This window comes from Altererythrobacter sp. Root672 (assembly GCF_001427865.1).
In the GTDB taxonomy this organism is placed as follows: domain Bacteria; phylum Pseudomonadota; class Alphaproteobacteria; order Sphingomonadales; family Sphingomonadaceae; genus Croceibacterium_A.
The window spans coordinates 804,664-826,893 of record NZ_LMHH01000001.1; the positions used below are offsets into that span (position 1 = coordinate 804,664).

Sequence of the window (22,230 nt, forward strand, 5' to 3'; positions counted from 1 at the left end):
GTCGATCCACGAGTGTAAAGTTTACCGACATTTCACTTCTCGTCGCTAACCGGTCGTAGTCCACCAAATTGCGTGGACGCGGCCGGTTGGAACGATGGTTCGTCTCTTCAAGCATTATGTACCGCATGCCGTCCTGCTTCTGGGCTTGATCGACTGCGGACTCTTGCTGCTTTCGGCAAATTTGGCCTGGTCGCTGCGGGCGACGCAGATCGGGATGGACCCAGGCCTACTCGCCGATCGGCTCGCCATGCTCGCCGGCTTCACGTTCGTCGTGATGGCCGCGATGATCTCGGTTGGCGTTTACGGCAGCGATGCGTTGCGCTCGTTCCGTTTTGCCGCCGCCCGATTGCTGGTCGCGGTCAGCCTGGGTCTGATCGCCCTCGCGCTGCTCGACTTCGTGTTGCCGGGTCACACCTTCTGGCGATCCACCCTTCTCTACGCGATGGGCCTGTCGATCCTGTTCCTCATGCTCAACCGCGTCGTCGTTGGCGGCATACTCGGGGCAAGCGCCTTTCGCCGGCGGGTCCTGGTGTTGGGGGCAGGGGTCAGGGCAGGACGTCTCAAGGCACTAAGTGAAGACCCGGGTAGCGGCCTCAGCATCGTCGGCTATGTCGACATGAACGAGGGGCGGCCCTTGATAGCAGAGGCGGTCGCCCGATCGGCGATCTCGGATCTCTCTGCCTTCGTGGCCAATCTCGGCGCCAGCGAAGTGGTCCTTGCGCTAGAGGAGCGACGCAATGCCCTGCCGCTCAAGGACTTGCTTCGGATCAAGACGGCGGGTGTCCATGTGAATGACTTTTCGAGCTTCATGGAGCGCGAGACGGGCCGGGTGGATCTCGATACGCTCAATCCCAGCTGGTTGATCTTCTCCGATGGGTTCTCGGCAGGGCGTGCGGTTTCAAGCGCGGCCAAGCGTCTGTTCGACATTGGGGCTAGCAGTTTGCTTCTGGCCTTGTCGTTTCCGGTGGTGGCGCTGTTCGCCTTGCTCGTGAAGCTCGACAGCAGAGGACCCGCGCTGTTCAGGCAGACCCGTGTTGGGTTGTACGGTCAGCCGTTCACTATCCTCAAGCTACGTTCGATGCGTATCGATGCCGAAGCGGGCGGTGCGAAATGGGCGGAGAAGGACGATCCGCGTGTCACCCGCGTCGGGCGCCTGATCCGCAAGATTCGTGTCGACGAACTGCCGCAAGTCTGGACGGTTTTGACCGGCAAGATGAGCTTCGTCGGACCGCGGCCTGAGGTGCCGACGTTCGTCGACGATCTTGAGGACCGGCTACCGTTCTACGCCGAACGGCACATGGTGAAGCCCGGCATCACCGGTTGGGCCCAGATCAACTATCCCTACGGCGCATCGATCGAAGATGCGCGGCGCAAGCTCGAGTACGATCTGTACTACGCGAAGAACTACACGCCCTTCCTCGATCTGCTGATCCTGCTGCAGACCCTGCGCGTGGTCATCTGGCCGGAGGGCTCACGCTAATGCACACGCTGTGGTCCTTCATCGCGCTGTTGCTGTACCTGCTTTGCGCCGGCTCGGCGCTGGCGCTTGCGGGCTGGCTGCTGACGCCACGCAAGGATCGTGGTCCTGCCGCACGAGCAGAGGCCACGGCCCTGATCCTGACGGCTGGCTGGGCCTTGAGCTTCATCGGTCTCGGCACTTCCGCAACCGGCACGGCTGTACTGCTTAGTTTCGCCAACATTGCCTGGTTCTGGGGGCTCTATCGGTTCTTCGCGCATGACGGGCGCGATCGGATCGGTGCAATTCGGTCCGTGCTGCTGGTGCTGGCGTTTGTCGAGCTTCTCCAGATCGCACTGCTGGCGCTGCAATTGCCCTATTCGGGAAGCGCGTCGATCGCCCAGAGTTTCCTGGGGTTTGAGGCGACGCTGCGAGCCTTGGCCAGCATTGGCGGCCTCGTCCTCGTCCACAATCTTTACGCCGGCGCGTCCAATGCTGCGCGCGAGCCGCTTCGATGGCCCGCGGCCGGTTTGACGGTCCTGTGGCTCTACGATCTCAACACGGCGACTGTTACCTATCTCAGTGGGACCCACCCGGACACTTTGCAGATGCTGCGGGTGGTGCCGGCGATCGCGACGACGGCGCTATTGGCGATCGGTTCATTGCGGGACGGCGCCAATCTGAGGTTCGGCCCTTCGCGCTACGTTGCATTCCGGTCGTTCTCGCTGCTGATCATCGGCGGGTATCTGCTCGCAATGGTGCTGGTGGCCCAGGGGCTTGCCTACGCCGGCGGAGAGTTCGCACGGCTGATGCAGTTGGGCTTTATCGCGCTGGCAGCCGCGGCGGCACTGCTGGTGATGCCATCAAGCCGGCTTCGCGGCTGGTTGCGCGTGATCCTTTCCAAGCACTTGTTCCAGCATCGCTACGACTACCGGGCCGAGTGGCTTCGGTTCACCGACACCATGGGACGTGCCGGTCCCGGGGCTTTGCCGCTGCGCGAACGTATCGTTCAGGCGGTGGCCGACGTAACCGACAGCCCCTCGGGCCTGCTGCTCGTTCCGCGCGAGGACGGAGGGCTCACGCTCGACACCCGCTGGCAGTGGTCCCAGGTCGAGGTCCCGACCGAAGCCCTTTCGACCGCCGGAGTGCGCTTTTTCGAAGCCAGCCGGTTCATAATCGACCTCGATGACTTGCGCGCCGGCCGCGTGGAGGCGATCCCGGCAGCTGCCCATCCGTCGTGGCTGATGGACGAGCTTTCCGCGTGGGCGATGGTGCCGCTGGTCCACTACGACAGGCTTGTCGGCATCGTCGTGCTGGCCAGGCCGCCCATCACCCGGCGGCTCGACTGGGAAGACTTCGATTTGCTTGGCGTCGTTGGCCGTCAGCTGGCGAGCTATCTTGCCGAACAGGCCAGCCAGGACGCACTCGGCGAGGCGCTGCGGTTCGACGAGTTCAACCGCCGCATCGCCTTCGTGATGCATGACATCAAAAACCTGGCGAGCCAGCTGTCGCTGTTGGCGCGCAATACGGAAAGACATGCCGACAAGCCGGAGTTCCGGGCCGACATGCTGATTACCCTGCGCAACAGCGCGGACAAATTGCAGGCTCTGCTCGCGCGCCTGGGTCGCTATGGCGCGCAAGGCAACGAGGCGCTGCAGACGATCGCTATCGAAGATGTCATCGCCCGACTGGCCGAGCGTTATCGCGGCCAGCACGAGGTTGCCCTTATCGACCTGACGCCGTGCATGGTGCGAGTTGACCGGGAAGGCCTGGAGCAGGCGCTTGTCCATCTGGTCCAGAATGCCATTGAGGCCAGCGACGAACTCTCCCCGGTCATCCTGCGTCAAAGCTGCGAGGAAGGCCGTGCCGTGCTGGAGATCATCGATTCCGGTTGCGGGATGAGCGCCGAATTCGTCCGTACCCGGCTGTTCAAGCCGTTCCACTCGTCCAAGCCTGGGGGCTTCGGCATCGGCGCGTTCGAGGCCCGAGAGCTCATTCGCGGCATGGGCGGGCAGCTCGATGTCGAATCTCGCGAGGGATTGGGCACCCGTTTCCGCATCGTGTTGCCCCTGGCCGGGACGGTCGAGCAACTCCGTTCACTCAAGACAACCAAGACTGAGGTGGCACAATGACCGTCACGAAACCCAAGCTCCTGATCGTCGAGGACGATCAGGGCCTGCAGGCCCAGCTCAAATGGGCGTACGAGGATTTCGAGGTGGTGATCGCGGGCGACCGCGCCAGCGCCATCGCGGCGTTGCGAGCGGACGAACCCGCCGTCGTGACGCTCGACCTCGGATTGCCGCCAGATCCCGATGGAACCACCGAAGGGTTTGCCGTGCTCAACGAGATCATGGCGCTTAAGCCTGACACCAAAGTCATCGTCGCTACCGGCCACGGCGCTCGCGAAAGCGCGCTCAATGCCATCGAATGCGGGGCCTACGATTTCTACCAGAAGCCGGTGGACATCGAGCAGCTCGGCCTGATCGTTCGGCGCGCGCTCAACCTGCATCGGATCGAAGCCGAAAACCGCGCGCTGGCCGAGCGGGCTGGCGATGAAAACACTGTTCTGGGCGGCCTTATCACCGCTGCTCCCGAGATGGTTCGCGTGGCCCGCACGATCGAGCGCGTCGCCAATGCCAATGTCTCGGTCATGCTGCTCGGTGCCAGCGGTACCGGCAAGGAACTCTTGGCGAAGGGCCTGCACCAGGTCAGTGACCGGAAAAGCGGCGCGTTCGTCGCCATCAATTGCGCGGCGATTCCCGAGAACCTGCTCGAGAGCGAGCTGTTCGGGCACGAGAAGGGAGCCTTCACCGGCGCGGTCAAGACGACCGAGGGCAAGATCGAGCTCGCCAATGGCGGCACACTGTTCCTCGACGAAGTGGGCGACATCCCGCTGCCGCTTCAGGTGAAACTGCTGCGGTTCCTGCAAGAGCGCCAGATCGAGCGCGTCGGCGGCCGCAAGGCGATCGATGTCGACACCCGTATCGTCTGCGCCACGCACCAGGACCTCGAGGCGATGATTGCCGATGGGCGCTTCCGCGAGGACTTGTTCTACCGCCTGGCAGAGGTGGTGGTGAAAATACCGTCGCTGGCCGAACGGCCCGGCGATGCCGCGCTGCTGGCAAAAGCTTTTCTCAAGCGCTTCGCGCGCGAGATGAACCCTCAGATCAGCGGTTTCTCGCCCGACGCGCTGGCGGCCATCGATGCCTGGGGCTGGCCAGGCAACGTGCGGGAGTTGGAGAACCGGGTGAAGCGGGCGGTCATCATGGCCGACGGCAAGCTCGTCACCGCTGGCGATCTCGATCTGCAGCAGGGTGGGGAGGACGATCCCGATGTCCTCAACCTCAAGAGCGCTCGCGAGCGGGCGGACCGTAAGGTCATTCGCCACGCGCTGGCGCGGAGCGAGGGCAATATCTCCAGCACGGCGCGCCTGCTCGGGATCAGCCGGCCAACCCTCTATGACTTGCTGAAGCAGTATGGGCTGCAGGCCTAACCTGCGTGTCTGCCTGATCGCTGCGGTTGTTCTCGCAGCCAGCCCGGCGGCGGTAGCCGCTCCGGGGCGCGATCTCGTATCCGAAGCGGAGGCCGCCCTCGATCGGGGTGACGGTATCGCGGCGGAACTCGCAGCGAAGCGCGCGCTCGATGCGGGTGTATCGAGCGCGCAGATTTCCGCCGTCGCGGGAGAAGCAGAGTTGCTGCAGGGCGATCTGGCAGCGGCCCGCAAGTGGCTGGGAACCGAGAACTTCTCGGACGCCACGCAAGAGCGGGGCTTGCGAGCGCTCGCTCGGCTGGAGATCGAAGAAGGCGACTTCAGTGCTGCTACGCGGGCCTATGACCGCGCCCTGGCGGATGGTCATGGGTCGGCACAGCTTTGGGTCGATGTCGGACGGTTCCGCTATCGGTCAGGACAACACCACATGGCGCTCGAGGCGGCCAGAACGGCCCTTGAGGCCGACGGGAATGATCCCCGTGCTCTCGAATTCCGCGGACAGCTGGCGCGCGACGCCGTCGGCCCGGTCGCCGCGCTGCCGTGGTTCGAGAAGGGCCTGGAACGGGCGCCGGACGACCTCTCCCAACTCGGTGAGTATGCTGCGACTTTGGCGGAGGCCGGGCGCAACGTGGATATGCTGCGCGTGGCTCGCCGAATGGTGGCGATCGATCCGCGCGATCCGCGCGCGTATTTCCTCCAGGCCGTGCTGGCGGCAAGAGCCGGGCACGCGGGGCTTGCGCGTAGGCTGCTGGATCGAACCAACGGGGCCTATGACGACACGCCTGCCGCGCAGCTTCTTTCCGGAATACTCGAACTGCGCAATGGGAGTGCCAAGCTCGCCGCCGAGCAGCTTGAGACGCTGACACAAGCCCAGCCCGACAACGGCAACGCGGCGATGCTGCTCGCAAGGGCGTTGCTTTCCAGCGGCGACGCCGAGGGGGTTGTGGCGCGCTTTCGCGCAGCTGCCGACCGTCCGGATGCCTCGCCGTACCTGCTGACCATGGTTGGACGGGCCTATGAGCAAATGGGCCTGCGTCTGGAAGCGGCGCGCTACCTCGATCGCGCCGCGCGCCCAAGGCCGGCGATGATGGCGGTGCTTCCCGTTACTGCGGGTAGTTCGAGCGGGCCGGAGGCTCAGTCAGCCGTACGGCTATTGCGGCAGATGCTGGCGCAGGGACGCAGGGCGGAAGCGATCGCGACGGCCAACCGGGTAGGTCTCGAATATGCCGGTTCGGCCGACGTGGAGATCCTTGGAGGCGACGTGGCCCTGCTGGCGGGCAATCCCCGGGCAGCGCTCGGTGTCTATTCGCGGGCGGCGCAAGTCCGCCGGGATTTCTCGCTGGTCGAGCGAATGGTGGCGGCGCAGCGAATGATGGGGCGGGAACAGGACGCCAGGCGATTGCTGGCAGAGTATCTCACCCACAACCCGCGATCCGTCCCTGCGGCGGCGCTGCTGGGCAGGATAGAAGGGCAGGGAGGCAACCTGTCGGAAGCCGTGGCGCTGCTCGGCTTTGCCAATGACTCTACCGGCCGACAGGATCCGCTCTTGCTGGCCGATCTGTCCGAGATTGGCGCCCGACGAGGTGACCTGGCGACTGAGACGGCGCAACGCGCCTATCAGTTGCAGCGAAGCAACCCGCGCATCGCAGCGACGCTTGCGAGGCTGTTAGAGGCCGATGGCGCCGGCGGAACCCAGGCGAACGCGCTTCTCGCCAAAGTGCAGCGGACTGCGAGCGGGACCTTACTCGCCCAGCAGTAGCGAAACGCGCCGGCCATCTGGACAGCGGGGCCTGGTACGGGCAGTTCGCGAGCATGGCACTAGCCCGTATTGCAGGCGGCATCGACCCGCTCGTTCGCCTCCTGTTGCTGGCGATTCTGCTCGCCACCTTCCTGCCCGTGTCTGCCGAGTACCGGCCGCTTGCCCAAGGGGTCTCCAACGGGGCGATCTTCGTCCTGTTCCTGCTCAACGGACTGCGTCTCCCGCGGGCAGAAGTGCTGCGCGGGATGCGGCATCTCCGGCTGTTGTTGCCGCTGGCGATCTGGTGCTTTGCGGTGATGGGCCTCGCAGGATGGGGCCTGGCGAAGGCGGGTGCCGCACTGGCCCTGCCACCGCAGGTCGCGCTGGGCTTGTTGTTCCTCGGCGTCTTGCCTTCGACAGTGCAGTCGGCGACGGCCTACTCATCGCTCGCCGGCGGCAATGTCGCCGTTTCTGTCGTGGCTGCGGCGTTCCTCAACATCCTCGGCGTGTTCCTGAGCGCGCCGCTGTTCTCTCTCGTGGCGGGGAGCAAGGCTGCTGGCTTCGACATCGACTCGCTTGAACGGGTGGCCCTGATCCTGCTCGTCCCCTTCATCATCGGCCAGATCGCGCAAGGCAGGGTCGGGCACCTGGTGAAGGAGCATCGCCAGCTCGCGACGTGGATGGATCGCACCTCGATCGCGATTGCCGTCTATGTGGCGTTCTCAGGGGCCGTGGAGCAGGGTCTGTGGCAAAAGGTCGACCTGGCCGCCTGGGCCTCGCTCATCGCGCTGGTTGGCCTGTTTCTGGTCATCGGCTTTGCCGGATCCTGGCTGCTTGGTGGGGCGATCAAGCTGAGACGGGACGATCGCATCGCGTTCCTGTTCGCCGGAGCGCAGAAGAGCATCGCCCTGGGCGCCCCGTTGGCGAGCCTGCTGTTCCCTCCGGCTGTGGCGGGGCTGCTGCTCTTGCCGGTGCTGACTTACCACCTGCTACAGCTGGTGATCTCGGCCCCGCTGGCCAACCGGTTCAGTCGCCGCGCAGAGCTTCCTCGATAGGATCGGGATGGCTCCGGTTGTGGCGGACGGACCACCACAGCGAAATACCGATCAGCGTGGCGCCGATCAGGCCGGTGATGGTCTCCGGAATGTGGAAGTGGGCCGACAGCAGCATGATCGCGCCCAGGGCAATGATCGCCCAGAACGCCCCGTGCTCGAGATAGCGGTACTCCGAGAGGGTTCCCTTCTGCACCAGCATAATCGTCATCGAACGGACGAACATCGCGCCGATCGAAAGCCCGAGGGCGATCACGATCATGTTGTTGGACAGGGCGAAGGCGCCGATCACGCCGTCGAAGCTGAACGAGGCGTCGAGCACGTTGAGGTAGATGAACCCGCCGAGGCCCGATCGCACGACCACGCCCGTTGCCGCACGAGCTTCCTCTTTGAGCTCGAGGATCTTACCCACGGCCTCGACGCCAATGAAAGTGACCAGGCCGAGCAGGCCGGCGGTGAGGAACGTCAACGCGTCCTCTTCGGGCAGCAGCAGCGAAATGAAGTAGAGCGTGACCAGCAGGAACGCGATCTCAACCGCTTCGATGCGCGAGAACTTAGCCAGCTTTTCCTCGACGACCGAAATCCAGTGCACGTCTTTATCAGCGTCGAAGAAGAACTTCAGGCCCACCATGGCCAGGAACGCGCCGCCGAACCCGGCGATGCCGACGTGAGCGCTCGACACGATTTCCTCGTAGCGCACCGGGTCGTTTAGTGAGAGATGGATAGTCTCTAGCGGGCCGAGACCCGCGGCTATTGCGACGATCGCCAGCGGAAAGACGATCCGCATGCCGAACACCGCGAAGACCATGCCCCAGGTAAGGAACCGGCGCTGCCAGACCTTGTCCATCTCGTCGAGGACGGTGGCGTTGACCACCGCGTTGTCGAACGAGAGCGAGATCTCCAGCACCGAGAGCACGATCACGATCCACAGCATCGAAAGCGTGCCCGATGCCGTCCCTGTCAGCTCCCAGCCGTACCACACCGCCAGGGCGAGGCAGACCAGAGTGAAGACGATCGATCCCTTGTAGTAGCGCAGCACGTCGGTTTCCTATCGGACTTGCGCGCGCCATAGCGGGCGCGGCATTGAACGCAAGCGACCCTCGTTCATGATCTCCACCGGTCGAACCTGCTAGCCGGGCTGATAGGTCTGCGCTTCGCCCGGAAAGGTCCGGGCTTTCACTTCCGCGGCGTAGGCCTCTGCAGCGGCCGAGATGCGGCTGGCGAGGTCGTCATAGCGCTTCACGAACCGCGGCACCCGCTCGAACATGCCGAGCATGTCGTCGGTCACCAGGACCTGGCCGTCGCACTGGGCGGAGCCGCCGATGCCGATGACGGGGCAGGGCACCGCCTTGGTAACCTCGACCGCCAGAGGTTCGACCACGCCTTCGACCACGATGGCAAAAGCGCCGGCGTTGGCGAGGCTCCGCGCGTCGCTGATGATCTTTCCGGCCTCGACATCGCCTCGTCCGCGCGCGCCGTAGCCGCCGAGGACGTTGACCGCCTGCGGCGTCAGGCCGACGTGGCCCATTACCGGGATGCCGCGCTTGATCAGGAATTCGACCGTCTCGGCCATGGCTTCGCCGCCTTCGAGCTTGACCGCTGCGGCCCCGCTCGCCTTGAGCAGGTAGGAAGCGCTTTCGAAGGCCTGTGCGGGCGAGGCTTCGTAGGAGCCGAACGGCATGTCGACTACCACCACCGCGTGATAGCTGCCGCGCACCACCGCAGCGGTGTGATTGGCCATCATCTCCTGCGTGACCGGAACGGTGGACTCCAGCCCGTAAATTACCTGGCCAAGGGAATCGCCCACCAGCAGCACATCGCAATGGGCATCGAGTAACTGCGCCTGCCGCGCCGTGTAGGCGGTGAGCATGACGATAGGCTCGGCCGTAACGCCATCCTGCTTGCGCTTGCGGATGGCCGGGACGGTCAGGCGCCGCATCGGCTGCGGTGTCGGATGAGCGCGGCTGGTCGAGGTGTCGAGCTGGAACGTGGACATGAACGGCTTGTAGAGCCCTTGCGGTCGCTGTGCAAAGGACCAGCAACGCGCTTGCCTTGCGCACGAATGCGGTTAGCTTCGCAACCAATCGAGGGGTCGGTGCCGTTCCAAGTGTGCCGAAGTGGGAGAACCGCATGTTCGGTCGTGTCAAACCGTTGGACGCCATTTTGGCGACGGCAGAAAAGAAATCGCTGCATCGCTCGCTTGGCTGGTTCCAGCTGACGCTGTTTGGCATCGGCTCGGTTATCGGTACCGGGATCTTCGTGCTCACTGCGGCCGGAGCTCAGAAGGCAGGGCCAGGCTTGATGCTGGCCTTCGCCATCGCTGGTCTGGTCTGCATTGTTGCGGCGCTCTGCTACGCCGAGATCGCGTCGATGATCCCCGTCGCCGGAAGCGCCTATACCTACAGCTACGCCACGATTGGCGAGATCCTGGCCTGGACAGTCGGCTGGGCCCTGATCATGGAATACGCGATTGCCGCAGCTGCGGTGTCGGTCGGATGGTCGGGTTACTTTTCCGGGACCATACTCCATCAATTTTTCGGCATAAGTCTGCCACCATGGCTCGCAGCGGGTCCGCTCGCCCTAGGCGGCGCTGAGGGCGGGTTTATCAACTTCCCGGCGTTTGTGATTGCCTTGCTTGTAACCGGCCTGCTGATTGTCGGCACGAGTGAGAGCGCCAAGTTCAACGCCGTGCTGGTTGCCATCAAGGTCGTGGCTCTGACGATCTTCATCGCCTTGACCTTTACCAGTCCCGAATTCGACACCGCCAAGTTCAACCCTTTCCTGCCGGCCGGAGTGTTCGGAGGATTTGGTACCGGTGTCGGTGCGGTGGGTGCGGCAGCGACAATCTTCTTCGCCTATGTCGGCTTCGATTCGGTCTCGACCGCCGCCGAGGAGACCAAGAATCCGCAGCGCAACGTCCCGATCGGGCTGATCGGATCGCTGCTGTTCTGCACGGTATTCTACATTCTCGTCGCGGCCGGCGCGATCGGTACGCTCGGCGGCCAACCGATCATGGGGCCGAACGGCATTCCGTTCCCCGCCGGTTCGGAGGAACTGGCCCGCCAGTGCGCACTGGCACAGTACGCGCAGGAACTGGTTTGCTCTGACGAGGCGCTGGCCCACGTGCTTCGGTCGATCGGCTTCTCGACCGTCGGCAACATGCTCGGCGTCGCGGCGTTCCTTGCGCTACCTTCGGTTATTCTCGTGCTGCTGTTCGGTCAGACGCGCATCTTCTTCGTGATGAGCCGTGACGGATTGCTGCCCGAAAAGCTCAGCAAGGTGCATCCGAAGTTCCGTACGCCTTATGTCGTGACGGCTCTTACCGGCGGCGCCGTGGCGATTGCTGCCGCGTTCTTCCCGGTGGGGCAGTTGGCCGACATTTCCAACGCGGGAACGCTTTACGCCTTCCTCATGGTCGCCATCGCAGTCTTGGTGCTGCGAAAGAAGGATGCCGGTCGCAAGCGCCATTTCAGGGTTCCCGGCGTATGGATCGTTGCGCCGGTGACGATGCTGGGCTGCACGTTCCTTTTCTTCAACCTGCCAGTTCAAGCCATGCTTTTCCTGCCGATCTGGGGCGCGCTCGGACTGGTGATCTATTTCTTCTACGGCCGCTCGCACAGCCACTTGGGTCGCGGCATCGTGGAAGTACACGAGCCTGAAATCGCCGATATCGAACCCGATATCCCGGGCGTTCCCGATCGCGGACGTCCCTGACGTACAAAGGGCCGCTTTCCTCCTGGAGAGCGGCCTTTTCCGTTATAGCTTAGTCTGGACGTGCTGGCCGGCCGCGGTTTCGCGGATGTCGTAACCGAGCATCATCTTGGCGGTGTTGATCAAACCATAGTCGAGGTTCCAGATCTCGGCGTCCTCGATCTCCATGCGCAGCATCAGCAGATTGGGATCGTCCTTCCCGCCGGGAAACCAGGCCTGGACCGCGGGACTCCATTCCAGATCGAAGCGGGCAGCGTCGGTTTCCTCGATCAGGGTGCCGGAGAAGCGGGCGAACAGGTCGTGGCCTTTACCGGTGAACGTCGCCGTGGCTTTGCCACCTTGAGCGAAGGGGCCTCTACGGCTGGTGAAGAACCAGATCGTGCTGTGAGCCTCGCTGTCGAGCTGCGCCATCATCGGCACTGCGGTTTGGGGATCGTCACCGACCTGCAGGAACACGAACGGGCTATCCGCAAGCGTGGTCCAGAATTTGTGCTTGAGGGTCGTGGCCTTGTCCATGCGAGTTTCTCCGCTTTTCCGAACAACCCCGCAAGGCCGGGCACAGTTCCGTTGCCATTCCCTCCAAGTGGGAACATAAAGTGAACATTGGAGTCGATTCGCCGTGAACTTGTCCGCCTTCCCAACTGCCGCGCAGTTATCACTGCCGGGCGAACGCGCTTCCCGCTGGCGGGAGGGCTTGCCCTGCGCGCCGCATAGCGAGGTTTTCGCCAATGGGGACGAAGGTAGCGGGACGGCCGCGGCGCTGGCCCTGGCGCTCGATGGATTGCGCGGACAGGGCGGGGAGGGGCGCAGCTTGCTGTGGGTGCAGGACAACGCCTCGCTTCGCCTCAATGGGCGGCCTTATCGCGCAGGCTTGCCGCCTGCGCTGCGTAGCCGGGTGATCCATGTCCTCGCTCCCAAACCGGAAGACGCGCTGTTCGCGCTGGAGGAAGGAATACGCTGCCGCGACATGGCCTGCGTGATCGGAGAGATCGTGGGTAATCCCAAGGTGCTCGACTTCACGGCCTCGCGACGTCTGACGCTGGCGGCCGAACGGTACGGCGTTCCGTTGTTCCTGGTCCGTCACGACGCGCAGCAGGACCTGTCTTCGGCACGGATGCGTTGGCAGGTTCGCTCGGCCGCGTCGCTGCCACCGCAATGGAATGTTGCTGCTCCCGGCACACCCGCCTGGCATGCCGAGCTGTTTCGCGCCCGCAATCTTGCCACCGGAGAATGGATATTGCGCGATGACGGAAAAGGTCTCGCCGCCGAACGCCCTTCCGCCGCGCCGGATCATGGCGATCTGGCTGCCGCGGCTGGCGGTCGATCGCTGGCGGCAAGCTGAAGGCTGCGGCCGGGGGCAGGGCGCGGATGCCGAACCCTACGCGCTGATCGCCGAAACCGCCCACGGACTCCGTATCGAAGCGGTCAACGACACCGGCCTCGCCGCCGGCGCGCGGCCGGGCATGGCGGTAGCCGATGCCCGGGCCGTGTGTCCGGCGCTCAAGGTTGCGCCTTCGGACCCGCTGGGCGACCTCGCGTTTCTCGAACGCCTGGCGGCTTGGGCGCATCGCTGGGGGCCGTGGGCGGCGCTCGATCCGCCTGACGGTTTGCTGGTCGACATCAGCGCCGTTGCTCACCTGTTCGGTGGAGAGGAGCAGTTGCTGGCCGAGGTGCAAACCCGCTTTGCCGCGCAAGGCCTTGCTGCACGTGCAGCCATCGCGCCGACGGCCGGGGCGGCTTGGGCGATTGCCCATTATGGAAACGGCTCGCTGATCCTTACGCCCCAGGACAGTACCGAAGCTCTCGCCGGGCTGCCGGTGGCGGCCTTGAGGCTCGACGGCGAAGTGTTGCTGGTGCTGCGGCGGCTGGGGCTCAAACGCATCGGCGATCTGGCCGGGGTCGGGCGCGACGCGCTCAAGCGCCGGTTTCGGCATCGGTCACCGGCCGCCAATCCTTTGCTGAGGATGGACCAGTTGCTGGGCCGAGCACCGGAGCCCTTACTGCCGGTGGTTCCCGTGAGCACGGCCCTGGTCCAGCGCGGATTGCTCGAACCGATCCGCCACAGCGAGTTGCTCGCTCGCGTCGTGGCGGACCTTGCCGCCGACATGGCGCGCGAACTCGAAGCACGGGGGGAGGGCGCGCGGCGGCTCGAGCTCGGGCTGTGGCGAGTGGATGGCGACGTGGTGCAGCGCTCGCTCGAACTGGCCGCGGCCACGCGCGAAGCAGCGCACATCGCTCGCCTGTTTGCCGGTCGGCTCGACGATATCGATGCCGGTTTCGGGATCGAGCTGGTGCGGATGCGCGCGCTCTGGGTAGAGCCGCTCGCGGTGGTCCAAAGGGGCCTTGGCGCCCAGGCCGAGGATGCCGGCACTTCGCTGGCGGCCTGCATCGACCGGCTGACCATGCGGCTCGGCACGTCCGCCGTCCGCCGTCCCGTTCCTTATGCGAGCCACATTCCCGAGCGCGCGCAGCGTTGGCAGCCCCCGCTCGAACCCGAACCGGTCTCGCAGGAGGAATTGACGTTCCATGCCCGTCCGCTGAAGCTGCTCGACCGGGCGGAGCCGATAGCCGTGCTCTATGCGACGCCCGATGGTCATCCCCGTCAGTTCCGCTGGCGCGGTGGCTTGCATGAGGTCGTGCGCGTTGAAGGGCCCGAACGGATCGCACCCGAATGGTGGCGCGAAAGGGGCGGTACGCGGCTGAGGGACTATTACCGCATCGAGGACAGCGAAGGTCGCCGCTACTGGATTTACCGCGCGGGTCTGGCGGGAGACGGACGTGGCGGTGCGCCCGATTGGTTTCTTCAGGGGCTGTACAGCTAAACCATGGCTGGACGCGGCAATCCGAACCAACCTAGGGGCCTTCGATGCAAGCAGTGATCGAATCTCTCGTCACCGGTTATCGGTCGGCAAAGCAATATCTGTCGACCGTCACCGGTGCTTCCGAGGACCTGCTGCACGTTCACACCGGACTGCTGATCTTTGTCCTGGCTGCCCTGATCCTGCGCAAAAAGATGCGCTCTCCGATACCCCTCGCTCTGGTCGTCTTCTTTGCCACGCTGAATGAAGTGGTGGATTGGTATTCAGGCACTCCGCAAGCGCCCTTCGAACACTACATCGATTTTGCCAACACGGTGTTCTGGCCGACCGTGCTGTTCCTGCTCGCGCGGCGCTGGCGCTAGGCCAGCCGACCGAAAAAGAGCCGAGGGTTAAGACCGGGGTCTTGAAAGGAACAAATAGCGAACATAAATATGGATCGTAGCGATCTTTGCCTGCGCGTTTGAAAGCCAGACGGCTAAGGTGCCATGCCCGAATCCTCACTCACTCCCGGCAAGCGCCGGACCCAGGTCGATCCCGACACGATAACCCCGCCCCCACGGGCGGCGTTCGTCGAACTCGGGCTCATTTCCTGCTTTTCGTTTCTGCGCGGGGCATCGGACGCGGTCGACCTGGTGAATGCCGCCTCGGCGCTGGGTTACGATGCGGTCGGTATTGCCGATGTCAATTCGATGGCCGGGGTGGTGCGTATCCACACAGAGGCCCGAACCTTGAAGCTCAGGCCCCTCATCGGTTGCCGGATCGAGACGGTCGAAGGTCTCGCCTTCCTCGCCTACCCGACTGACCGAGCCGCCTATGGCCGCTTGTGCCGGCTGATCTCGGCCGGGCGGATGAGCACGCTTGAGGGGGAATGGCAGGAGAAGGGCGTCTGCGATATCTCGTTGCGGCTGCTGGCTGAGCACGCCGAGGGCGTGCAGCTGATCCTATTGCCGCCTCGGGATATCGATGCCGAACTCACCGTAGAGATCGAAAGCAACGTCATCCCCCTACCGCTTGCGGGAGGGGCTGAAACGTCACCTGAGCAGGACCGCAGTTCGCTAACTGCTCGGTTTCTCGAGATCCTTCCCCATCTCGCCCAACAACTCCCCACGCTGCGTCACCTCGCCGCGAGCTATCTCTATCGGGGTGACGACGTGGCCCGGATCGACCGGCTCGACACCTTGGCCAAGGTGAACGGCCTGGCTCTCCTCGCCACCAACGACGTTCATTACCACGCGCCCGACCGCCGGCCGCTGCATGATGTGATGACGGCAATCCGGCACAAGACCACTGTCGCCAAGGCGGGGCACCGGCTCCACGCCAATGCGGAACGGCATCTCAAGAGCCCCGACGACATGCTCGCACTGTTCGCGCGATGGCCGCACGCCATCGTGGCGTCGCGCGAAGTGGCCGATGCCTGCCAGTTCAGCCTCGACGAGTTGAAATACGAGTACCCGAAGAAGGCCTATCCTGATGGCATGACGTCACAGGAGTATCTCGAACAGCAGACGTGGGAAGGCACTAAATGGCGTTATCCCAAGGGCTTGTCTGACACTATCAAGAAAACACTTGAGCGTGAGCTGGAATTGATCCGCAAGCTTCGGCTTGCGCCCTATTTCCTGACCATCAAGGAGATCGTCGACTACGCCCGCAGCCGGGAACCGCCGATCCTGTGCCAGGGCCGCGGCTCGGCAGCCAATTCGGCGGTCTGCTTCTGCCTCGGGATCACCTCGGTCGATCCGGCCGAGCACCAGTTGCTGTTCGACCGCTTCATTTCCGAAGAGCGGAGCGAACCGCCCGATATCGATGTCGATTTCGAACACGAACGGCGCGAGGAGGTGATCCAGCACATCTACGAAGAATACGGCCGCTCTCACGCCGGGCTTTGCGCCACGGTGATCCACTACCGCCCGCGCATGGCGATCCGCGAAGTCGGTAAGGTCATGGGGCTGTCCGAGGACGTAACCTCGTCGCTCGCCCGCACAGTCTGGGGTGGCCATGGGAATGAGATCGACGAAGACCATGTCCTGAGGGAAACGGGCCTCGACTTGTCCGATCCGCACTTGAGACGGGTTCTGAAGTTGACCCAGCAAATGATCGGCATGCCCCGGCATCTGAGCCAGCACGTCGGAGGCTTCATCCTCACCGACAGCCTGCTGACCGAGACCGTGCCGATCGGGAATGGCGCGATGCCCGAGCGGAGCTTCATCGAATGGGACAAGGACGACATCGACGACCTCGGCATCTTCAAGGTCGACGTTCTCGCACTCGGCATGCTGACGTGTATCAGGAAGGGCTTCGATCTCCTTGAAAAACATCATGATCGCAGCCTGACTCTCGCGACTTTGCCCCAGGAAGATCCGGCAGTTTACGACATGCTCTGCAAGGGGGACTCACTCGGGGTCTTCCAGGTGGAGAGCCGGGCGCAGATGAACATGCTCCCACGCCTCAGGCCGCGTCGGTTCTACGATCTGGTGGTCGAAGTGGCGATCGTGCGTCCGGGGCCGATCCAGGGGGACATGGTCCATCCCTACCTCAAGCAGCGCAAGGCGGAGCGCGAAGGGAAGACCAGCTTCCACCTGCCAGGCCCCGCACCGGAACATGGCCCCGCCGATGAGCTGTCCTCAATTCTCGGGCGCACTTACGGCGTGCCGATCTTCCAGGAGCAGGCAATGAAGATCGCGCTCGATGCAGCAAAGTTCACGCCGGCCGAAGCGAACCGGCTGCGCAAGGCCATGGCGACGTTCCGTTCGCGCGGTATGGTTCATGAGCTGGAGGACCTCATGGTCGGCCGCATGGTCGGGCGCGGCTACGATCCGGAGTTCGCCCAGCGCTGCTTCAACCAGATCAAGGGATTCGGCGAGTACGGCTTTCCCGAAAGCCACGCGGCGAGCTTTGCGCACCTGGTCTATGTCTCGAGCTGGCTGAAATGCCACTACCCGGCCGCCTTTGCCGCCGCGTTGCTCAATTCCCAGCCGATGGGCTTCTATGCCCCCGCGCAGATCGTCCGCGACGCGGCGGAGCACGGGGTCACGGTCCTGCCAATCGACGTTAATCATTCGGACTGGGATTGCACCTTGGAGGAGCGAGGGCACGGCGTCGCGCTCCGCCTTGGCCTGCGGCAGGTCGATGGGCTCCCCGAACATGTCGCAGCGAAACTGGTGGCAAGGCGGCAGGCGGCAGGGCCTTATCGCGACGTGACCGAACTGCGCGACCTGGCCAAGGTCCCGCCCGCTCATATCGAGCGCCTCGCCTCGGCCGATTGTTTCGGTTCGCTCGCCCTGCCGCGGCGGCAGGCCTTGTGGGATGCGCGGAGCCTGACGGCGGGATCTGAGCTGCCGCTGTTCCGCTATGCCGAGGAACGCGAAGAGGGGGCGGAGCGCGCGATCACGAGCTTGCCCGCTATGCCTCTGTCGGAGGAGGTGATCGCCGACTACCAGACCCACCGCCTATCGCTGAAAGCCCATCCGATGAGCTTCCTGCGCGCTTCTCTGACCGAGCGCGGCTTTCTGCGGGCCAGTGACTTGCGCAGCCGCAAGCACCGCGCGATGGTCAATGTCGCCGGCGTCGTGCTGATCCGCCAGCGGCCGGGTTCGGCCAAGGGCGTGGTGTTCATCACGCTCGAGGACGAGACCGGGGTCGCCAACCTGGTCGTGTGGCCGGACACGATGGAGCGATATCGCAAGGTGGTGATGGGCGCGCGGCTGATCGAGGTCCGCGGCCGTGTCGAATATGACGAGGACGTGATCCACGTGATCGCCGCGCATCTCACCGACGCGACGGAACAACTGCACCGCTTGTCCGACGACATGCTCAAGCCGGCCCTGGCCTATGGCGACCACGGCGGAAACCATCGTCACCCGCGCAATGTCAGGGTCATTCCCAAGTCACGGGACTTCCACTGACGAGGTACCTGCGCCGGAATACCGGCGCTTTCCGTCGAACGCAGCTTTGCCTGCACAGTTCGTCGCCCTAGGACAGTGGACTACGAATCCACCAAAGAGAGGAAATCATGAGCATTCGTCGCATCGAACCGGGCCCGCGGATGAGCCAGGCAGCAGTTCACAACGGTATCGCCTACCTTGCCGGACAAGTCGGTGCGCCGGGTGAAAGTGTCGCCACCCAGACCACCGCGGTCCTGGCGCAGATCGACAGGCTGCTGGCCGAGGCGGGCTCCGACAAGTCGCGCATCCTCACCGCCACGATCTGGCTCGCCGACATGGCCGACTTCGCGGAAATGAACTCGGTCTGGGACGTGTGGGTCGACAAGGACAACCCGCCCGCCCGCGCCACCGGCGAAGCGAAGCTTGCTACCCCGGACTACCGGGTCGAGATCATCATCACTGCGGTTTGCTGATGAAGCGTTGTGGGTGGGGGACGGGTCGCTCCTCACCTACCGTGCGACTAATCCAAACGGTCGAGCAAGCGTGATAGCAGGCCGGCAAAGGTCTGCATCTCTTCCTCGGAGAAGCCCTCCAGCACCGCCTTTCGGGTTGGATCGACCACCGGCTGAACCCGGGCCAGGACCTGCGATCCGGCGTTTGTGATCTCTATCAGCCGCGACCGGCGGTCGTCCGGGTTTTCGTTCCGCACGATCAAGCCGTCGGCCTCGAGCGAGTTCAATGTCCGGACCAGCGCGGGCCATTTTACGCCCATCCGCTCGGCGAGCTCGATGGTTGTCGCCCGGCCACCCTGGAAAGCGATGGCGAACAAGGTTTGCCATTGCGGTCGTGCGTAGCCGGTGGACTTGCTGACCTTGCTGTCGATCAACGCCATCCAACGGCGAGATGACAGAATGAGCAGGCGTGACAGGCGGAACTCCAGGTTGGATCGACTGCCCTTCGGATAGAAGCGCCCGAACTCCGTTGCCCAGCGGCCAAAATCGTCGCCCAAGATCTGCCCCTCCCCGTATTTCGCCCCACTGATCGGTAGGCCGGCGCCCGTCATTTGCCAAGCGATCGGGCGATGCCTTGACATATATGTAACAAGGTACGTACCAATATACGCAAGAAAGCCGCGTCATAACAGCGGCTTGGAACTGGGAGAGAGACATGGCCTCTACGGCTTGGCGCGTGCGTTGCGCGATTGGACTGGCAACTGCGTTGACGCCGATTTCGATCGCAAGCGCGCAGGACGCGACGACCGATCAGATCTCGAACCCAGTAGAGGCTTCGACTGAGACCGAGCCTGCCGAAGGCGAAATTGTCGTCACCGGTTCACGCCTCGGTTCCGGCCTCAGCAGCGGCTTCACTTCGCCGACTCCGGTCACGGTGCTCGACAGCCAGCGGGTAGAAGCGCTGGCCATCACCAACGTGGGCGATGCGCTCAACCAGTTGCCGAGCTTTCGCGCCACGAGCGGACCGGCGACCCAAGCTAACCAGGGTGGCAATATCGGCGCCCGCGTGCTCGATCTTCGCGGGCTAGGTTCGCCCCGAACTCTGGTCCTGGTCGACGGCCATCGCTTCGTTCCCAGCACGTCGCAGGGCACGGTCGACGTAAACCTCATCCCTTCGGCTTTGGTGAGCCGGACTGAGGTCGTGACTGGCGGCGCCTCTGCAGCCTATGGCTCCGACGCCGTCGCGGGGGTGGTGAACTTCATCCTCAATCGCCGCTTCGAAGGCATCCGAGCCGAGGCAATCGGCGGTATATCCCAGCTGGGCGACGATGAGAGCCAATACCTCAGCCTCACGGCCGGCAGCCGCATCGGCGACCGGCTGCACGTCGCCATTTCGGGGGAGTACGAGAACAACGAAGGCCTCGGCACATGCTATTCTCGATCCTGGTGCGCGACTGAGACGCTGATCTTCGGCAATACCCCAGCAGGAACGGGCGGTCTTCCCGGCAACCTCATCATCGGCAACGTGCACACTTCGACTGTGGCGCCCGGGGGCCTCATCAACCGTTCCTACGATGCTGCGGGCAGCCCCATCGGCACCATGGCCGGCGATCCGCTGCGCGGTACCACCTTTACTCCCGACGGAACCCCGCGCGCCTTCGAATATGGCTCGTCGGTGGGGTCGCTGTTCATGGTCGGGGGGGAGGGCTACGGCCGCAATTCGTTCTTCTACCCGCTGCTGCTCAAGGTGCCGGTCGAGCGCTATTCGCTCTACGGCATCGCCACACTCGACGTGACCGACACCATCCGCGCGAGCCTCGACGTTTCGTACGGCAAGGTCAGCGGCACAGTGGTGTCGAACGTACTGCGCGATCCCAGCGGCTCGCTGATGGGGCGCATCCAGCGCGACAATCCGTTCATTCCACGGGCGATCGCGGAACAGATGGATGCGAATGGCGTCGCGGCCATTCAACTCGGCAAGGCGGACTTCAGCCTCGGACCCGCTTACGCCACCTCAGATACCGAAACCTGGCGAACGGTTGCCGGACTGGAGGGCGAGTTCGGCGCAGGTTGGACCTGGGATGTCGGCTATCAGTACGGGCGCACCCATTTTCGTCAGAACACCTACAACGCGATCAATCTCGTCAACCTGCAGCGCGCCGTCGATGCCGTTGAGGGACCGCAGGGTGCGATCGTTTGCCGGGTCAATGCCGACGCCGATCCGGCCAATGACGATCCAGCCTGTGCGCCTTACAATCCCTTTGGCGAGGGGCTCTTTTCGCAAGCCGCCGACGGCTACATCACCGGCAACGGCTTTCAGGATACGATCAACGATCAGCATATGGTCGCCGCGAACTTGCGTGGCAGCCTGTTCGATCTGCCGGCAGGGTCGGTGGCCCTGGCCATCGGTGCTGATTATCGGCGCGACGAAATCGAGGGGACTACCGATCCGGTCTCGATGCAGAACGGCTTCTGGACGCTGAACGGCTCGGCCCTTTCCGGGGCAGTCGAGGTGAAAGAGGCTTATGCCGAGTTAGCGGTGCCGGTCTTCGAGGACTCCGCGCTTGGCTACGCGCTCGATCTCAACGGCGCGCTCCGTCGCACCGACTATAGCACGACGGGGGCGGTCACGACTTGGAAGGCCGGTGTGGTCTATCAGCCCGTGGATGGGATCCGGCTGCGCGCCACCCGATCGCGCGATATCCGGGCGCCCAACCTGGTCGAACTGGTTGGCCCTCGAACCAAGCGGTCGATCGGCTTCACAGATCCAGACACCGGACAGCAATCCAGCCCCACAGTGATCACGGGCTCCAATCCCGATCTTCGCGTCGAGCGAGCGGACAGCTGGACCATCGGCGGGGTGATTTCGCCGACCGGCAGCGGACCGCTCAGCCGCCTGCGTCTTTCGGTCGACTACTACGATATCAGCGTGAAGGATGCGATCGGCATACTAGGCGCGCAGACCCTGGCCAATCGCTGTTCGGAAGGTGTCAGTGAATTCTGCGCGCTCATTACGCGCGATCCTCAAACCAATGCGATCGTGCAGATCGATGATCTGTTCCTCAATTCCAACGAGCTGCGAGCGCGAGGGTTCGACATCGAGTTCCGATATCGCCAGCCCCTCGGCACAGCCGGTGACCTCGACTTGTCGGTGCTGGCGAACATCGCTTCGGAACTTACCACGGTCGATGTTGCCGGGGCGATCGACCGGGCTGGGCAGACGGGCTGGCGGACCGGCACCGTGCCGGGCGTGCCGGACTACGCGATCGACGGCATGGCGACGTGGACGCTCGACCAGTTCCAGCTCACTGCCCATGGCCGATACATCCCTTCGGGCATCTTCTGGACCAATTTCGTCGGGCCGGACCAGGAAGGCTATTCGATCACTTTGCCGAACAGCGTCGACAACAACCGTGTCCAGAGCCGCTTCTATCTCGACCTTGCGTTTCAGTGGCGTGTGGAAGCCGGCGATCGGGAGTTCGAATTTTTCACCGCAGTGAACAACGTGTTCGATCGCGATCCTCCCATTGCACCTGGCAGCATGGGGACGACCAACCAGCTGCTGTTTGAGCCTGTAGGGAGGGCGTTTCGCGCGGGTGTGCGTGTCCGCCTCGGCGCCTGAGGGCGGTCG

16 protein-coding genes are annotated in these 22,230 nt (G+C 63.9%); 12 read left to right on the top strand and 4 right to left on the bottom strand.

The window, feature by feature from the left end:
* The first annotated feature begins 94 nt into the window (after positions 1-94).
* From ASD76_RS03990 to ASD76_RS04010, 5 genes are read left to right on the top strand one after another with little or no spacing between them, the layout of a single operon-like run.
* Positions 95-1,480: a TIGR03013 family XrtA/PEP-CTERM system glycosyltransferase gene (locus ASD76_RS03990; RefSeq protein ID WP_055918798.1), complete on the top strand. Its 1,386-nt coding sequence runs from the start codon at positions 95-97 to the stop codon at positions 1,478-1,480.
* Positions 1,480-3,588, top strand: a complete 2,109-nt coding sequence (gene prsK, locus ASD76_RS03995; RefSeq protein WP_055918800.1) for an XrtA/PEP-CTERM system histidine kinase PrsK — start codon at positions 1,480-1,482, stop codon at positions 3,586-3,588. Before ASD76_RS03990 ends, prsK begins: the two co-directional genes overlap by 1 nt.
* Positions 3,585-4,949: a PEP-CTERM-box response regulator transcription factor gene (gene prsR, locus ASD76_RS04000; RefSeq protein WP_055918802.1), complete on the top strand. Its 1,365-nt coding sequence runs from the start codon at positions 3,585-3,587 to the stop codon at positions 4,947-4,949. The genes prsK and prsR overlap by 4 nt, the downstream gene beginning before the upstream one ends.
* A complete protein-coding gene (locus ASD76_RS04005) occupies positions 4,933-6,705 on the top strand; it encodes a tetratricopeptide repeat protein (RefSeq protein ID WP_055918806.1) in 1,773 nt (590 codons plus the stop codon). Before prsR ends, ASD76_RS04005 begins: the two co-directional genes overlap by 17 nt.
* Before the next feature lie 53 nt (positions 6,706-6,758).
* Positions 6,759-7,739 carry a bile acid:sodium symporter family protein gene (locus tag ASD76_RS04010; protein WP_055918809.1) on the top strand — a complete coding sequence of 327 codons (981 nt, stop codon included), beginning with the start codon at positions 6,759-6,761 and terminating at the stop codon, positions 7,737-7,739.
* On the opposite strand, the gene ASD76_RS04015 is transcribed toward ASD76_RS04010, so the two are convergent.
* Together ASD76_RS04015 and panB are read right to left on the bottom strand one after the other, a co-directional pair.
* On the bottom strand, positions 7,711-8,775 hold the full coding sequence (locus ASD76_RS04015) for a DUF475 domain-containing protein (RefSeq protein ID WP_055918812.1): 1,065 nt from the start codon (positions 8,773-8,775) through the stop codon (positions 7,711-7,713). The genes ASD76_RS04010 and ASD76_RS04015 overlap by 29 nt on opposite strands.
* Before the next feature lie 90 nt (positions 8,776-8,865).
* Positions 8,866-9,732, bottom strand: a complete 867-nt coding sequence (gene panB / locus ASD76_RS04020; RefSeq protein ID WP_055918815.1) for a 3-methyl-2-oxobutanoate hydroxymethyltransferase — start codon at positions 9,730-9,732, stop codon at positions 8,866-8,868.
* A gap of 134 nt (positions 9,733-9,866) precedes the next feature.
* Between panB and ASD76_RS04025 the strand changes: the two genes are divergently transcribed.
* Positions 9,867-11,450, top strand: a complete 1,584-nt coding sequence (locus ASD76_RS04025) for an amino acid permease (RefSeq protein WP_055922915.1) — start codon at positions 9,867-9,869, stop codon at positions 11,448-11,450.
* Positions 11,451-11,492: 42 nt separating this feature from the next.
* Here the strand turns inward: ASD76_RS04025 and ASD76_RS04030 are convergent, their stop codons facing one another.
* A complete protein-coding gene (locus ASD76_RS04030) occupies positions 11,493-11,963 on the bottom strand; it encodes a pyridoxamine 5'-phosphate oxidase family protein (protein WP_055918818.1) in 471 nt (156 codons plus the stop codon).
* 103 nt (positions 11,964-12,066) lie between these two features.
* On the opposite strand from ASD76_RS04030, the gene ASD76_RS04035 reads away from it, so the two are divergent.
* The 5 genes from ASD76_RS04035 to ASD76_RS04055 all read left to right on the top strand — a co-directional run bounded on the left by ASD76_RS04035 (position 12,067) and on the right by ASD76_RS04055 (position 18,620).
* Positions 12,067-12,789 (top strand): ImuA family protein, encoded by a 723-nt coding sequence (locus ASD76_RS04035; protein ID WP_156457539.1) that lies wholly within the window; start codon positions 12,067-12,069, stop codon positions 12,787-12,789.
* Positions 12,692-14,269 (top strand): Y-family DNA polymerase, encoded by a 1,578-nt coding sequence (locus ASD76_RS04040; RefSeq protein ID WP_055918821.1) that lies wholly within the window; start codon positions 12,692-12,694, stop codon positions 14,267-14,269. The genes ASD76_RS04035 and ASD76_RS04040 overlap by 98 nt, the downstream gene beginning before the upstream one ends.
* Before the next feature lie 44 nt (positions 14,270-14,313).
* The gene (locus ASD76_RS04045) at positions 14,314-14,628 is read left to right on the top strand and encodes a hypothetical protein (RefSeq protein ID WP_055918824.1); all 315 of its coding nucleotides are present in this window, start codon (positions 14,314-14,316) and stop codon (positions 14,626-14,628) included.
* Positions 14,629-14,751: 123 nt separating this feature from the next.
* The gene (locus ASD76_RS04050; protein ID WP_055918827.1) at positions 14,752-18,168 is read left to right on the top strand and encodes an error-prone DNA polymerase; all 3,417 of its coding nucleotides are present in this window, start codon (positions 14,752-14,754) and stop codon (positions 18,166-18,168) included.
* A gap of 107 nt (positions 18,169-18,275) precedes the next feature.
* The gene (locus ASD76_RS04055; RefSeq protein WP_055918830.1) at positions 18,276-18,620 is read left to right on the top strand and encodes a RidA family protein; all 345 of its coding nucleotides are present in this window, start codon (positions 18,276-18,278) and stop codon (positions 18,618-18,620) included.
* A 47-nt stretch (positions 18,621-18,667) separates the two neighbouring features.
* Here ASD76_RS04055 and ASD76_RS04060 read toward each other — a convergent pair whose 3' ends face one another.
* On the bottom strand, positions 18,668-19,156 hold the full coding sequence (locus ASD76_RS04060; RefSeq protein ID WP_235506501.1) for a MarR family winged helix-turn-helix transcriptional regulator: 489 nt from the start codon (positions 19,154-19,156) through the stop codon (positions 18,668-18,670).
* 158 nt (positions 19,157-19,314) lie between these two features.
* Between ASD76_RS04060 and ASD76_RS04065 the strand changes: the two genes are divergently transcribed.
* Complete coding sequence (locus tag ASD76_RS04065; protein WP_082553595.1) at positions 19,315-22,221, top strand: TonB-dependent receptor domain-containing protein; 2,907 nt, start codon at positions 19,315-19,317, stop codon at positions 22,219-22,221.
* Positions 22,222-22,230 lie beyond the last annotated feature (9 nt).

What these genes read in the sequence shown, in the direction of transcription:
- ASD76_RS04010 (WP_055918809.1), top strand. Translation starts at nt 6,759, where the DNA reads ATGGCACTAGCCCGTATTGCAGGCGGCATCGACCCGCTCGTTCGCCTC.
- ASD76_RS04030 (WP_055918818.1), bottom strand. Translation starts at nt 11,963, where the DNA reads ATGGACAAGGCCACGACCCTCAAGCACAAATTCTGGACCACGCTTGCG.
- ASD76_RS04050 (WP_055918827.1), top strand. Translation starts at nt 14,752, where the DNA reads ATGCCCGAATCCTCACTCACTCCCGGCAAGCGCCGGACCCAGGTCGAT.
- ASD76_RS04005 (WP_055918806.1), top strand. Translation starts at nt 4,933, where the DNA reads ATGGGCTGCAGGCCTAACCTGCGTGTCTGCCTGATCGCTGCGGTTGTT.
- prsR (WP_055918802.1), top strand. Translation starts at nt 3,585, where the DNA reads ATGACCGTCACGAAACCCAAGCTCCTGATCGTCGAGGACGATCAGGGC.
- ASD76_RS04025 (WP_055922915.1), top strand. Translation starts at nt 9,867, where the DNA reads ATGTTCGGTCGTGTCAAACCGTTGGACGCCATTTTGGCGACGGCAGAA.
- prsK (WP_055918800.1), top strand. Translation starts at nt 1,480, where the DNA reads ATGCACACGCTGTGGTCCTTCATCGCGCTGTTGCTGTACCTGCTTTGC.
- ASD76_RS04065 (WP_082553595.1), top strand. Translation starts at nt 19,315, where the DNA reads ATGGCCTCTACGGCTTGGCGCGTGCGTTGCGCGATTGGACTGGCAACT.
- ASD76_RS03990 (WP_055918798.1), top strand. Translation starts at nt 95, where the DNA reads ATGGTTCGTCTCTTCAAGCATTATGTACCGCATGCCGTCCTGCTTCTG.
- panB (WP_055918815.1), bottom strand. Translation starts at nt 9,732, where the DNA reads ATGTCCACGTTCCAGCTCGACACCTCGACCAGCCGCGCTCATCCGACA.
- ASD76_RS04045 (WP_055918824.1), top strand. Translation starts at nt 14,314, where the DNA reads ATGCAAGCAGTGATCGAATCTCTCGTCACCGGTTATCGGTCGGCAAAG.
- ASD76_RS04055 (WP_055918830.1), top strand. Translation starts at nt 18,276, where the DNA reads ATGAGCATTCGTCGCATCGAACCGGGCCCGCGGATGAGCCAGGCAGCA.
- ASD76_RS04040 (WP_055918821.1), top strand. Translation starts at nt 12,692, where the DNA reads ATGACGGAAAAGGTCTCGCCGCCGAACGCCCTTCCGCCGCGCCGGATC.